The organism is Mesorhizobium sp. M0040 (genome assembly GCF_040323505.1).
In the GTDB taxonomy this organism is placed as follows: Bacteria; Pseudomonadota; Alphaproteobacteria; order Rhizobiales; family Rhizobiaceae; genus Mesorhizobium.
Map to the genome: position 1 here is coordinate 20,762 of NZ_JAMYVA010000028.1, position 12,554 is coordinate 33,315.

A 12,554-nucleotide genomic window follows, 5' to 3' on the forward strand; every position below is an offset into this window, starting at 1 on the left:
CACTCGAGCCACATAAAGTGGTTGGGTTTCGCGTCGGCTCGGTCTCGAACACCGCGATCACCTCCCGGCCCCGTGCCAAGCCGGCTTGAGCCACACGCCCTCGCTCTTAACGTGGTGAAGAACCTGCTGACGTCTGCTGAGCCTGAGCGAAGCGGATGCAAGGACGGATGAAGCTTCACTGTTTTTCGAAGCCGATAATCCCTTGAATGACAGGGATGGCCTGCATCGCTTGAGCACACCGGCGGTGGCGATGAAATGGCCGTAAGACGGACAATGTTCATTCATTGTCGGAGGCAGTTCGTGATCCCGAGTCCGGTTCAACAGGACGGCCTAAGGAGCGTCAGCCTAGCGCAGACGCAGCCGAGACGCGGGATCGACCGCTCCCGTCGAGGGGCGTCGTTTAGCAGGAGCTCGCGACCAAGGTGAATTCCAGGATCGCAGTCCAATGTGGGGAAAGGATGCCACACAACGGACTAGATACGGCGCACGACGGCCGCCTCGCCATCGTTGATCTCGCGGTCGCCGCCTGGCGAGGCCGTCAAACTACTCCTGTCGAGTGAGGTGAGTTACGAGGGGAAATTACCAGCCCGGATCCGCGAGAGGCAGGCGTGTCTTTCGAGAGTTGGAAAATCTTACAAGTTTCGTCGGTCTGCTGCATTCTTCTTAAACATGGCCAAGACAAGCCGCTTGCCTTCGCGCACACTGTCTTCGAGCGGCTTCGCCTTCGCCAGATGCGCCGCAATCGCGCTAGCCAGTATGCAACCCGTCCCGCGCATTGATGCGACAAGACGAGGTGCGTCGAAGCGGATTGGTTCTTGATCGGAACGCAACAGAATATCGGTTGATCGAGGTCCTGATGCGTGGCCCCCTTTGATCAGCAGGCCCGGCACGCCGGCTGCCAGCAATTTCCGTCCCAGTCTCACCGCGTCGCTCTCGTCGGCTGGCGGTTCCGCACCAACAAGGAGCGCCAGCTCGAGGAGATTGGGGGTCACAAGGCAGCAAAGCGGCATCAGATCGCGCCTCATGGCAGCGATGGCACCTGCTTCCAGAAGCCCCCGGCCGGAGCTCGAGGCCAGCACCGGATCGAGCACTGCCGGTACCTGTGGATTTTCGCGCAGCACGCCGGCAATGGCAACGACGATCTCAGCCGTTGCGAGCATTCCGATCTTAATTGCCGCCACCTTGTTGGCCTGCAGCGCGGCGCACATCTGATCGGCCACAAGATCGGGCTGCGAAGGATGGATTTCCATCACGGCTTCGTGCGTCTGCACCGTCAGCGCTGTGATAGCCAGGCAGGTGCGCACGCCAATGGAAGAGATCGTCTCGATATCACGTGCAATTCCAGCCCCACCGCTGGAGTCTGATCCGCCGACCACGAGCACATGCGGTTCTCGCCTCAGCGCCATGGTTTTGTCTTTTCGATCCATTCTCGCGTGCGCGCTTCGGGATCGGCATTCAACGTGATGTCGGTGACAACCGCCGCGCTGTCCGCACCAGCCTCGAAGACACCGTCGAGCCGGTCGGGGTTGAGGCCGCCGATGGAGACCAATGGGATCCGCGCCACCCGATGCTTCCACTCGCTGATCCGCTCGAGCCCTTGCGGCGCCCATTTCATCTGCTTCAGGATAGTGGGATAGATGGGGCCGAGCGCGATATAGTCGGGCTCGGCAGCGATGGCCGTTTCCAGTTCGAGATGATCGTGCGTGCTGAGCCCGAGCTTCAATCCGGCGTACTTAATCGCCAGCAGGTCGGCCGCAGCCAAATCCTCTTGGCCGAGATGGACGAAGTCGCAGCCTTCCTCAATGGCGAGCCGCCAATAGTCGTTGACGATCAGTTGGCAACCATGGACCGCGCAGACGCCGTTCGCGCGGCGGATTTCCGTCCGCAGCGTGGTCTCGTTCCTATCCTTGATGCGCAACTGAACCAGCTTGACGCCAAGCGGCACCAGCCGTTCGATCCAGGCGGCGCTGTCGACGATCAGGTAGAAGGGATCGAGCTTCATGAGAAAACCGCCCTGCCGATGGTCGGTGTCGATGGCACCGCGACGTCGCGGGGTTCGAGCATCCCCGAGCTGAAAGCTTCTCGACCGGCGTCGACCGCCTTGCCGAACGCACGCGCCATGCCGACCGGATCGGCCGCCTTGGCGACCGCTGTGTTCAGGAGCACGGCATCAAAGCCGAACTCCATGACTGTTGCCGCGTGCGATGGCCGTCCGAGACCAGCATCCACGATCAGCGGGACATCAGGGAAATGTCCGCGCATCGAGCGCAGCGCGGTAATGTTGACCGGCCCGAGGGCGGAACCGATCGGTGCGCACCAGGGCATCAAGACCTTGCAGCCCGCCGCAAGCAGCCGCTCGGCGACGACAAGGTCGTCGGTAGTATACGGGAACACCGCAAAACCGTCCTCGCACAGGATGCGGGCGGCTTCGAGCAGACCGAACGCGTCCGGCTGCAGCGTGTCGTGATTGCCGATCACTTCGAGCTTGATCCAGGTCGTGCCGAAGATTTCGCGCGCCATTTGTGCGGTCGTGACCGCTTCCTTGACGGAGTGGCAGCCAGCAGTGTTGGGCAGGATTCTGACACCAAGCGAGCGGATCAACGACCAGAATTTTTCGCCAGCCCTGCCGCCTGCCATTTCACGGCGCAACGAGACGGTCACCACCGAGGTGCCCGATGCCCTGACTGCATCGGCAAGGATGGCCGGCGAAGGATATTGAGCCGTGCCGAGAAGCAGGCGGGAGGGAAGCGTCGTCCCGAGAAGATCGAACATGCTAGCCTCCCTGCATGGGCGAGAGGATTTCGATCCGGTCGCCGTCGTTCAATTGGAATTCCGCCCGGCTGGCTTTGTGCACGAGGTCGTTGTTGACGGCGGTCGCGAGCCAATCGCCCTCATAGTCAAGCGCGGCAAGCAGCTCGGCCAGCGTGGCGGCGGCAACCTCATGCACTTTGCCGTTGACCATCAGTTTCATGAGCAAGCTCCTTGGTTCTGTCTTGACTGAAAACCAGGTCGGCAGCCTGGCGCGCCATGGCGGGAGCCAGGAGAAAACCGTGACGATAGAGCCCGTTGATCGCGATGATCTCACCGTTCGTTTCGGCACGCGGAAAATTGTCGGGAAAGGCTGGACGGACGCCAACACCGGTTTCAACGATCTCGGCCTCGCCAAAGGCCGGATGGAGGGCATAGGCGGTACCCAGCAGCTCCAACATGGAGCGCGCCGTAACGGGTCCGGCGGACTGGCTTTCAATCATCGTCGCGCCAACCATGAAACGGTGGTCGGTGCGCGGCACCAAATAGAGTGGAAAGCGCGGATGCAGCAGCCTGACCGGGCGCGACAGCGAGATGTCTGGGGTGCGCAGTATCAGCATTTCGCCACGAACGCCGCGCAGCCTGTCATCGACAGCCGCCATTCCCGTGCAATCGATCTGACGATCGAAATCAAAAACATGCTGGGCGTCGGCGCCGAAGTGGAATTCGACACCCATGGCTGCGAGCTTGTCATGAAGCGCTGCCATCGCCTGGCGCGGATCGAGATGGCCCTCATCGGGAAAGAGCAATCCGCGGCGGAAGCGGCCGGCTAAGTCGGGCTCCAGCAAGGCAATTTCATCTTCCTCGACGCGCCGATAGCCCGTCGTGCGGCTGGCGAACCGGTCGAGCTCGCCCGCATCGCGCGGCGCGGCCACGACCAGCGTTCCGGCCCGCGTCACCTGGCCGGGCGTTGCGGCATCCCACCAGTCGGCGGCACCGCGCCCGAGATCCAGCACCGGCTGCTCGGCGCTTTCACGCTCGCACCATGGCGCCAACATGCCGCCGGCGAACCACGACGCATTGCCCCCAAGGCCAGGCCTTGTCTCGGCAACGGTAACCGCCGCGCCGCGTGCGGCGAACTCGAAGGCGGCGGTGAGGCCGGCAACGCCGGCCCCTTTGACCAGCACCTTCATGATGGCTCACGTGGCTGAGGTATGAGCGGTGCGCCGGTCTCGTCCGCCGGCAGGTAGAGATCGCCGCCCTCGCGGTATTTCGCCGCCATCGCCGCCATGCCCTCTTTCTGCGCCTCGGTACGGATGTCGTGGGAGATACGCATCGAGCAGAATTTCGGCCCGCACATCGAGCAGAAATGCGCCACCTTGTGCGCCTCCTTGGGCAAGGTCTGATCATGGAAGGACCGCGCGGTTTCTGGATCAAGCGACAGGTTGAACTGGTCCTGCCAGCGGAACTCGAAGCGGGCGCGGGAAAGCGCGTCATCCCTGACTTTCGCCGCCGGATGACCCTTCGCCAGGTCGGCGGCATGGGCGGCGATCTTGTAGGTGATCACCCCGATCTTGACATCGTTGCGATCGGGAAGGCCGAGATGCTCCTTGGGCGTGACGTAGCAGAGCATGGCGGTGCCGAACCAGCCGATCATCGCGGCGCCGATGCCGGAGGTAATGTGGTCGTAGCCCGGCGCGATGTCGGTCGTCAGCGGTCCAAGCGTATAGAACGGCGCCTCGCCGCAGACGGCGAGCTGCTTGTCCATGTTCTGCTTGATCTTGTGCATCGGCACGTGGCCAGGCCCCTCGATCATCACCTGGCAATCCTTGGCCCAGGCGATCTTCGTCAGCTCGCCAAGCGTTTCCAGCTCGGCGAACTGCGCCGCATCGTTTGCATCGGCGATCGAGCCCGGACGAAGGCCGTCGCCGAGCGAGAAGGATACGTCGTAGGCTCTGGCGATGTCGCAGATCTCCGTGAAGTGCTCGTAGAGGAAGCTTTCCCGGTGATGGTGCAGGCACCATTTGGCCATGATCGAGCCGCCGCGCGAGACGATGCCCGTCACCCTGTCGACGGTCAGCGGGATATAGTGCAGCCGCACGCCGGCATGGATGGTGAAATAGTCGACGCCCTGTTCGGCCTGTTCGATCAGCGTGTCGCGGTAAACCTCCCAGGTAAGATCCTCGGCAATGCCGCCGACTTTCTCGAGCGCCTGGTAAAGCGGCACCGTGCCGATCGGCACCGGCGAGTTGCGGACGATCCATTCGCGGATGTTGTGGATGTTGCGGCCGGTCGACAGATCCATCACCGTGTCGGCGCCCCAGCGGATCGCCCACACCATCTTTTCGACCTCTTCAGCCATCGACGATGTGACGGCGGAGTTACCGATATTGGCGTTGATCTTGACCAGGAAATTGCGACCGATAATCATCGGTTCGCTCTCGGGATGATTAATGTTGGCGGGAATGATCGCGCGTCCGCGCGCCACCTCGTGGCGGACGAATTCAGGCGTGACGAAGTCGGGGATCGCCGCGCCGAAGGCCTCGCCGTAGCGCTCAAGCTTGCCGTGCAGGATCTCGCGACCAAGATTCTCGCGGATGGCGACGAACTCCATTTCGGGCGTGATGATGCCAGCGCGCGCATAGGCAAACTGTGTCACCGCCTTGCCGGTCTTGGCCCGGAGTGGCCGGTTGCGGACTGGAAATTCCGGTGTTAGGCGCTCGCCCGCCGCAAACCCATTGTCTTCTGGCCGGACGTGGCGGCCGTCATAGGCTTCGACATCGCCGCGCGCGGTGACCCATTCATGGCGAAGCCGTGCAAGGCCATTTTCGATGCTGGTTTCGACAGTCGGGTCTGTATAGGGGCCGGACGGATCGTAGACGGTGACGGGCGGTTCGCCGGCCGTCGGATGGACGGAGATTTCGCGCATCGGCACCCTGATCTGCGGGTGGATGGCACCGGGCTTGTGGATTTTTCGTGAGGCGGGCAGCGGTCCCGTCGAGACGGCGGGGGTGAGGGCATTCATCTTGAGGCTCCTTTGCTCGTTGCATTGGAGACCCAGTTCTGTGCCGGGAGGATGAAAAGACGCTTCTGTCGACCTGCCGAAACAGGACCTCGGGCGTAAACTCCCGCAAAGCGCTTGCACCGTCCCTACGCCAGTATGAACTGGATCAGGTTCAACGGGTCACTGCGCCGCGAATGCCAGCAGTATCTCAGCCCCTTGCCGGGACTCCCCTGGTGAATGCGTGAGGTTGGACGGGACGGCTCCGGTTTGTCAAGCGCGTTCTGGCCGCGGCTGATCGGCGGCCGGTCAGACCGTGCGGAAAAAATCGTGCATGTCTCGGCGACAAGTCAAGCGTCGGAGATGAAGGCAGGGACAAGGGAATCGCAAACGTCGGACTTAAAATCGATCCTGATGATCACACCTTCAATGGGCACCAAAGGTTTGCGCGTAGATCGCCTCGATTCTTCCTGCCTCGTCACTGGTCAGCGCGGCGAATTCCTTTTCGCGCGCGCGGTTCGATAGATGTCCATCATTCTGGTGAAGAAAAAGGAAGAGCAGATCGGTCAACCGCTCGGGCATGTCGATAAAGGCGTCCACCTGCTGCCGGAACTGATCGTAGCGCTGCAGAAATGCGGTTTCCTCGGGAAGGTCCCGTTCGATCGTCCGCTGAACGCAGGCATAGAGGAATTCGGCGTGCGGGGTTGCATCGAAGAACCGGTAGAAATCACCGGTGTCATTCAGCACCCGGACGTTGAATTGCGGCGTCGGTTCCCATTCCACCAACGGCAGAAGGCGCTGCGAATAGCTCTCGAGCACGCCCCTGTACTCGTTGATCTGGTCCAGGATCGCGGCCGAGACGGGAAAGACCACTCCCGGCGGATTGAAGCCGCGCATGGCAAGGACGTGATGGATTAGGTAGCGGTGAATGCGGCCGTTTCCGTCCTCGAACGGGTGAATGTAGACAAAGCCGAAGGCGAGGATTGCGGCGGCTACGACTGCATCAAGGTTTTGCGCGGGGCCCTGATCGAACGCTGCCATTCCATCGATTAGCCGCGGCAGGTCCTCGGGCCGAGCGCCGATGTGATCGGGCAAGGGCGTGCCGTTGTCTCGGTCATGCTCGCCGACGAAACCTCCTTCTTTTCGGAAGCCAAGTCTTACGAAACGGGCGTCGCCAAGTACAATTCTTTGCAGACGCAGCAGCTCATCGCGATCGATCGGCCAGCGGCCGGCTTCGCCGATGGCGCGGCCCCAGCGCTGGATGCGATCTTGCGGCGGGTGCTCGCCCTCGATCGCATAGCTTGATCGCGAGTCTTTGAGCAAAAGAAAGACGGCGGTCCGAGCAAGGAGGTCGCGCGGCACGTCCGCTACGATTGCCTCCGCGCGCCGCGGTAGTTCAAGGCCGATGAATTTTTCGAGAATCTTGGTGCGGAACACCAGAGGGCAGAACTCACGCGTGCCGGGGAGATTGTCCCTTACGCGGTAGCGCGAAGCGGTCTTGTCGGGTCCCGGCCACTGCAGCTCGGGATCGACAACCGGAATGTATCGTCCGGCCTCCGCGTCCGGCAGATCGATACGCGCGCCCCTCAGCCATTCATATAAAAACCAGATGCGGCGGGCATAACTGCCGGTCGGGCTTTCACGGACCAGCGCCTCGATCGGCGCGGGACCGGTCACTTGGAACAGCCGCTTGAGGACGGCAAGGTCCAGTCCCTCGTACTTGAGCGCAAAGGTCAGGTGGCCTTCGAGGGTAGGATTTGGGGCATGGCGGGGGGTCATGATCCGCCAGCCATCCCGTTCGGTAATGCGATGATGCTCGCCAGTGGCGAACAACCTACGGGGCAAGGGCACGGCGAGCCTGTAGGCTCCGATCAGGGCGCTGTACCCGGCCGGGGTCGCCGTTTCAGGAAGGCGGATTTCCTGAAAAACGGTAACAGGACCTGAAAATTGGTGCTGCTGGATCGCAGGCATGAAAAGCGAATCCTTCCATCGAATTTTGGTTTAGTTCGGCCAAAACCTATGAAAAATGATCCTATCCCATGAAAATTGATGCCACCAGACAAATTTTCCGAAAACCGATTCCAAAACGGTGCTGAAGTCGATCAAGCAAGAACTCCGCCACCGGCTCAAGGAAGCGACTTCAGACAAAAAGGTGAGTCCAGGAACCGCCATTCGCCCGTCTCTTAGTCACGAGGCCGGCACGGATGGCCCGCCTTACGTCGAGCCGGATTGCTCGAGGAGCAGCGCGCCGTTCGGGGCTCACTCATAGAGCGCTCCGGCGCGCGATCCCGATTTGATAGCCGCGATCACGCTCGCGACTGATCTTGGTGACGTGGCGGCGTCGGAGTAGAAAAGTGATGCAGGATCTCGGTGGCGTCGTGTGTGTGTGTGACCTGAAGTGAGTTCTCTGCGGTATGGGCGGCACGCAGCGCGCGCGTCTTCTCGGCAAACAGATCGACGAAGCGGCACCGAAGGGAAGTTCCTGGCATTCATTCTCGCCATCGCTGCCCCAATTTGCCGACCGGACTGCCGATCGATCTCGCCCAATACTTTGCGCGCGCAAGGGCCGAAGCTGAACTGGGCGGCACCTGCTCATTCGGGAGCTAACTCATGCTTGGCGCGCTAGCCCGAGAGAGCTGTGCCTGATCGAATGCGTGAAATCGTAGCTCGGGGTGGAGAGGCTGACGCGGTCATCTGTCACCCGCCTTCGGGCTGTAACGGAAAGCGCGACATCGTCTCCAATGCTCGTTCCCCACGTCGAGGGGCCCAGCGGCTTGGCTGCGGGGGGACTGTCAGCTAGTGGCCGCTGGGCCTTGACGACCAGCGAGCGTAAGAGGAGGCCCTGTGCTGGCTGACGAAAACTTGCGAGCAAAGCCACGGAAAAGCATCATTCGAACGAACTCTTTCGTCGAGACGAGGAGGGCAGTGAGGCGGTAGCCGCCGCTTTGAAGCTCTCCGGCAGCTGCTACGCTGGCCGTTCAGAGGGTCGCAGCTGCGCTTGCGCCGTCATATCAGATAAGTCTAATATAATCCGCGCCTGGCCATCGAACGCCGCGGCGCCCTCGGGTCGGCGCTATTCATCGGGTGGGCGTGTCGGGCACGCAAGGGAGGACGAGATGAGACTGGTTAAGTCATTTGCATTTGCTGCTGTGCTGCTTCTTTCGTCTGCCTTGTCTGCGGCCGCCCAGTCGGCTCGCGCGGACATCGAAGCGGGGCGGACGAAATTCACGGACGCCTTCAATAGCGGAAATGCGGCGGCGGTGGGTCAAATGTATACAGAGGATGCCGCCGTGCTGCCGCCTGACGGCAAGCGCGTCGATGGCCGCAAGGGCGTGGAAGAATTCTGGCAGGGCGCGATCAAGGGCGGGATGAAGAATCTCACCCTGAAGGCGCTGGAAGTGGAAGAGAGTGCGAATTTCGCCTACGAAGTTGGCGTATTTACGCTCGATGTGCCAAGCAAAGGCGGCGCTCTCTCCACTGTTGCGGGCAAGTATCTCGTCGTCTTGAAAAAGGGCGACGACGGGACATGGCGCCTGCATCGGGACATCTGGAACTTAGGTGCGGCCCAATAGGGATTGTATCCAGGCCCTCATCGACCGTCTTGCGAAGGCTAGGGCAGCTGCAGGGACTGGGATCTGGTGCTCTATGCCAGCCCTGTTGAAAGGCAAAACGATGGGACCGGCTAACCGCGCGGTTTAACTCTCGGGTCTGGCGCGCTTTCCAATGGATTTGCCGCCAATTTGGCGGATCGCTGATCAGTCGCGGTGATTGCGACCACGTCACCAATTCCAATTCCCCGCTTCATGAAACGAGTCTGGAGCGTGCACGGCCTTAAGCAAGGGATTGCTAATGTGCGAGACAGCACGCTTCGCTCTAGCGGGTATGGCCCAGCGGCTTGGTTGAGGGGGGACTAGCAGCTAGAGGCCGCTGGGCCTTGACCAGCGGCATGCTTAAGAGGAGGCGCTGGCTGGCTGGCCAAAAACTTGCGCTCAAGGCAACGCAAAAGCATCATTCGAACGGACACTGCCCGCCAGAAGCTTATTCCAGCCGATAGAGCCACCATGGAATGCAAGCCCAGCAAACCGGATTCACCAAACATCGCATCGGGACCTGCGCTTGCCCGTCCATGGCCGCGCCAGTCCTTCGGCATTCAGCATTGCGACGCGGAGCAGCCAGCCGACCCATTATAGACCGCGACGGACGGTGATTAGGGCCAGCGCGGCGATAGGCAGCGAGCGTAACCATTGGCGTAAGTGGAGTGTTTCACGATCTCAATTGGTTGGCTCCGCCAGGTTTCCAGCTGGCTGCCACCGGGCACGTGCCAGCTGGAGTAAACAATGAAATATTCGAAACCGGCTTTTTGGGCGGGAGCCGCGCTAGCTGCCTGCCTTTTGCCGAAACCGGCTTGGCCGAGCCAGTTCGGCTGCGCATATTGCAATGAGGGGTGAGAAACCTGGCATTCGACGGGAGCAGTGCAGTAACATGTGCGAAGCCTAGTCGAGTCTGCAAGCGGCAATCATTCGTCGTGAGTCGACGCTAGTGTGTGCGTTTCGCAGCACTCCGGCTGGCTATCTCGCGTAAGACGGCATGAAGAAGTGTTCCAATTTCCTGTTCGGCGCGCCCGGGTGCAATTCCTGATTCGGACAACTGAACGAGAATTGTCTTGGCGGTGCTGCGCCAGAACGCATTCGCCTCCTCGCCGTTCTTGGATTCCAGCACGCGGGCAACTCCCTCAACCAACTTCCGCCGCCGATACAGCGGAAACGCCCTTATGTTTGACACCGATCACCTCACCCATTCAGTCTCGCGATTAAGCATTGGCGGGTTAGAAAATCTGGTTAACGGCGTATTCTTTTTGGTAGTAGTAAGAGTTCTGTGCGGGCGGTGAACGGTGCCGCGATTAGCCAATGAGCGCGATGGCTTGGGCGCAAACTGTCGGGCAGGAATGGGTAAGAGCGGACATTGGCCGATCTCCGCTCTTCAGGGCCGGAAAAATCTCGACAATGCTCCCAATCGATTCCAGATCGAAGACGACGTCGTCAGAGCCGGTGTCATTGGCTGGCGTTCCGGAATAGCCGATGTCGTCACAATAGGATTTGATCGTCGCTGCTGCGCGACGGAGCAAGCCGGCACGCTCCGGCATCGTCAGCCGATCGACTTCATTGCCCCGCGCAGCAGTATAACCGCTGTTCCTGGGGCTCCCAAGCAGGATGTAGCTCCCCCTTTTGTTGACGCGATGTAGGTGGCCGATCATGATAACCAAGGGCGCAAAGAGCGACCCTCATGCTGGTGGGAGGATAAAAATGCAGCCACTTGTCATAGACGCGAAGCCTCAACCTATTTCAATTGATCCCGCTAACGCTGCAGTTCTCGTGGTGGACATGCAAAATGACTTCGGCTCCAAAGGTGGAATGTTCGACAGAGCCGGAATCGATATCTCCCGGATTCAACGGGCTGTCGACCCTACTGCCAGCGTAATAGCTGCCGCTCGCAATTTGAGAGTGCCCATCGTCTATCTGAAGATGGGGTATTATTCCGACCTCTCGGACCTTGGGACATCGGACGCCCCCAACCTATCCGACATCTCCAGATCTTTGGGGTCGGTGAGAGCATGACAGCCCCGGACGGTAGCGAGGGCCGGATTCTGATCCGCGACACCTGGGGAACAGATATCGTTAACGACCTCAAGCCAGAGGCAGGGGATGTCGTCCTCTACAAAACGCGGTTCAGCGGTTTCTACGAGACCGAACTCGATTCTGTTCTGAAGACCGCAGGCATCAAACACCTCATCGTGACAGGATGCACGACCAGCATGTGTGTGGAGTCGACAATTCGGGATGCCTTCTTCAGGGACTATCACTGCATACTGCTAACGGATTGCACTAGCGAGCCCATCTCCTGGGACGCCTCAAGGAGCAATCATGACGCCTCGATCACGCTCGTGCAGATACTCTTTGGATGGACATCGACGTCCGACCATTTCCTGAAGGCGATCGAGGAGCGAGTTCAGGGGGGGTCTTGAACTAGCCGAATGAACTGGCGAGGCCGCCTATCACCCGAATTCAGATCACGGCCTTGAGATTGGGTGCGGTGACGTAGGCCCATGGCAGGAGATCGTCGATTCGCTGTTGGAATAGCCGTTGACGATCCTAGTGAGGACGTCGGCGAGATAGCCGAGCGGCTCGATGCCGTTAAGTTTGCATGTTTATGCCGACCGTCGAACTATGCCGAGTGCCTCTTTCACCAGGGCGGTCAGAGCGTGCTTCTCCCGCCGTTTTTTGCCCGCAGGCCAGTCGTTGACACTCGGCATAGTTCTCATGCTCAAAGGGCGTTCAGGAATTCCAGAAGCCGGTCGTTTGGTCGAAATCGCTCGGCTTTGGCGCGTTCGTACGGCTTCAGCTTGGCGAGTGCGGATTCTTTCAGCTCAAGATGTGCGTGAAGATAGATCAGCGTCGTTTCCATCGTCTCATGGCCCAGCCACAGGGCAATGACCGAGCAATCGACACCGGCCTGCAGCAATTCCACGGCGGCGGTGTGCCGCTTATGTCTTGGTCGACATAGACGGCACACCTGCGCCATGCACACGCTGCAGGCGACCCGGGATGTCCGCAAAGTCTCGCTCTGGCTCGGTCACGCCAGCCTCCAAAGCACTGAAATCTACCTGCGGGCCGAGCCGACCGCTTGCCGCGATGGCGCCACCGTCGCTCAAGTCGGGTCGCTTCCGCACTCCCGCCAGGCTGCTGGCAATGCTGAAGTCCGTCAGCCGATCGGCAGATTATGTCGAGTGATCGCTGCTCAAATACCG

Annotated in this window: 12 protein-coding genes, 2 pseudogenes and 1 riboswitch; of the genes and pseudogenes, 3 read left to right on the plus strand and 11 right to left on the minus strand. The window is 60.6% G+C overall.

Annotated features, from left to right (window positions below; all coding sequences use genetic code 11):
- Positions 1-632: 632 nt before the first annotated feature.
- From NKJ91_RS21695 to NKJ91_RS21725, 7 genes are all read right to left on the minus strand, one after another.
- On the minus strand, positions 633-1,406 hold the full coding sequence (locus NKJ91_RS21695) for a hydroxymethylpyrimidine/phosphomethylpyrimidine kinase (RefSeq protein ID WP_352457247.1): 774 nt from the start codon (positions 1,404-1,406) through the stop codon (positions 633-635).
- Positions 1,397-2,002 carry a thiamine phosphate synthase gene (locus NKJ91_RS21700; RefSeq protein ID WP_352457208.1) on the minus strand — a complete coding sequence of 202 codons (606 nt, stop codon included), beginning with the start codon at positions 2,000-2,002 and terminating at the stop codon, positions 1,397-1,399. The genes NKJ91_RS21695 and NKJ91_RS21700 overlap by 10 nt, the downstream gene beginning before the upstream one ends.
- Positions 1,999-2,772, minus strand: coding sequence for a thiazole synthase (locus NKJ91_RS21705; RefSeq protein ID WP_352457209.1), 774 nt, complete (start codon positions 2,770-2,772; stop codon positions 1,999-2,001). Before NKJ91_RS21705 ends, NKJ91_RS21700 begins: the two co-directional genes overlap by 4 nt.
- A gap of 1 nt (position 2,773) precedes the next feature.
- On the minus strand, positions 2,774-2,971 hold the full coding sequence (gene thiS / locus NKJ91_RS21710; RefSeq protein ID WP_352457210.1) for a sulfur carrier protein ThiS: 198 nt from the start codon (positions 2,969-2,971) through the stop codon (positions 2,774-2,776).
- Positions 2,940-3,941 carry a glycine oxidase ThiO gene (gene thiO / locus NKJ91_RS21715; RefSeq protein ID WP_352457211.1) on the minus strand — a complete coding sequence of 334 codons (1,002 nt, stop codon included), beginning with the start codon at positions 3,939-3,941 and terminating at the stop codon, positions 2,940-2,942. The genes thiS and thiO overlap by 32 nt, the downstream gene beginning before the upstream one ends.
- Complete coding sequence (gene thiC / locus NKJ91_RS21720; RefSeq protein ID WP_352457212.1) at positions 3,938-5,773, minus strand: phosphomethylpyrimidine synthase ThiC; 1,836 nt, start codon at positions 5,771-5,773, stop codon at positions 3,938-3,940. Before thiC ends, thiO begins: the two co-directional genes overlap by 4 nt.
- A gap of 104 nt (positions 5,774-5,877) precedes the next feature.
- Positions 5,878-5,994, minus strand: a riboswitch (TPP riboswitch).
- Between the two features lie 181 nt (positions 5,995-6,175).
- Positions 6,176-7,720: a Fic family protein gene (locus NKJ91_RS21725; RefSeq protein ID WP_352457213.1), complete on the minus strand. Its 1,545-nt coding sequence runs from the start codon at positions 7,718-7,720 to the stop codon at positions 6,176-6,178.
- A 1,145-nt stretch (positions 7,721-8,865) separates the two neighbouring features.
- Here NKJ91_RS21725 and NKJ91_RS21730 point away from each other — a divergent pair.
- Positions 8,866-9,321, plus strand: coding sequence for a YybH family protein (locus NKJ91_RS21730; RefSeq protein WP_352457214.1), 456 nt, complete (start codon positions 8,866-8,868; stop codon positions 9,319-9,321).
- Between the two features lie 964 nt (positions 9,322-10,285).
- Here NKJ91_RS21730 and NKJ91_RS21735 read toward each other — a convergent pair.
- A complete protein-coding gene (locus NKJ91_RS21735) occupies positions 10,286-10,531 on the minus strand; it encodes a DUF6074 family protein (RefSeq protein ID WP_084641544.1) in 246 nt (81 codons plus the stop codon).
- A gap of 118 nt (positions 10,532-10,649) precedes the next feature.
- Positions 10,650-11,012, minus strand: a complete 363-nt coding sequence (locus NKJ91_RS21740; RefSeq protein WP_352457215.1) for a hypothetical protein — start codon at positions 11,010-11,012, stop codon at positions 10,650-10,652.
- Here NKJ91_RS21740 and NKJ91_RS21745 point away from each other — a divergent pair.
- Positions 11,002-11,364 (plus strand): cysteine hydrolase family protein, encoded by a 363-nt coding sequence (locus tag NKJ91_RS21745; RefSeq protein WP_352457216.1) that lies wholly within the window; start codon positions 11,002-11,004, stop codon positions 11,362-11,364. The genes NKJ91_RS21740 and NKJ91_RS21745 overlap by 11 nt on opposite strands.
- Positions 11,361-11,771 (plus strand): cysteine hydrolase family protein, encoded by a 411-nt coding sequence (locus NKJ91_RS21750; protein ID WP_352457217.1) that lies wholly within the window; start codon positions 11,361-11,363, stop codon positions 11,769-11,771. The genes NKJ91_RS21745 and NKJ91_RS21750 overlap by 4 nt, the downstream gene beginning before the upstream one ends.
- A 40-nt stretch (positions 11,772-11,811) precedes the next feature.
- On the opposite strand, the pseudogene NKJ91_RS21755 reads toward NKJ91_RS21750, so the two are convergent.
- A pseudogene (locus tag NKJ91_RS21755) lies at positions 11,812-11,954 on the minus strand (transposase domain-containing protein); the annotation flags it as partial.
- 116 nt (positions 11,955-12,070) lie between these two features.
- Positions 12,071-12,289, minus strand: a pseudogene (locus tag NKJ91_RS21760) (tyrosine-type recombinase/integrase); the annotation flags it as partial.
- Positions 12,290-12,554 lie beyond the last annotated feature (265 nt).

Excerpts from the sequence above, each read along its gene's own strand:
- NKJ91_RS21695 (WP_352457247.1), bottom strand. The coding sequence starts at position 1,406 with ATGGCGCTGAGGCGAGAACCGCATGTGCTCGTGGTCGGCGGATCAGAC.
- NKJ91_RS21700 (WP_352457208.1), bottom strand. The coding sequence starts at position 2,002 with ATGAAGCTCGATCCCTTCTACCTGATCGTCGACAGCGCCGCCTGGATC.
- NKJ91_RS21705 (WP_352457209.1), bottom strand. The coding sequence starts at position 2,772 with ATGTTCGATCTTCTCGGGACGACGCTTCCCTCCCGCCTGCTTCTCGGC.
- thiS (WP_352457210.1), bottom strand. The coding sequence starts at position 2,971 with ATGAAACTGATGGTCAACGGCAAAGTGCATGAGGTTGCCGCCGCCACG.
- thiO (WP_352457211.1), bottom strand. The coding sequence starts at position 3,941 with ATGAAGGTGCTGGTCAAAGGGGCCGGCGTTGCCGGCCTCACCGCCGCC.
- thiC (WP_352457212.1), bottom strand. The coding sequence starts at position 5,773 with ATGAATGCCCTCACCCCCGCCGTCTCGACGGGACCGCTGCCCGCCTCA.
- NKJ91_RS21725 (WP_352457213.1), bottom strand. The coding sequence starts at position 7,720 with ATGCCTGCGATCCAGCAGCACCAATTTTCAGGTCCTGTTACCGTTTTT.
- NKJ91_RS21730 (WP_352457214.1), top strand. The coding sequence starts at position 8,866 with ATGAGACTGGTTAAGTCATTTGCATTTGCTGCTGTGCTGCTTCTTTCG.
- NKJ91_RS21745 (WP_352457216.1), top strand. The coding sequence starts at position 11,002 with ATGATAACCAAGGGCGCAAAGAGCGACCCTCATGCTGGTGGGAGGATA.
- NKJ91_RS21750 (WP_352457217.1), top strand. The coding sequence starts at position 11,361 with ATGACAGCCCCGGACGGTAGCGAGGGCCGGATTCTGATCCGCGACACC.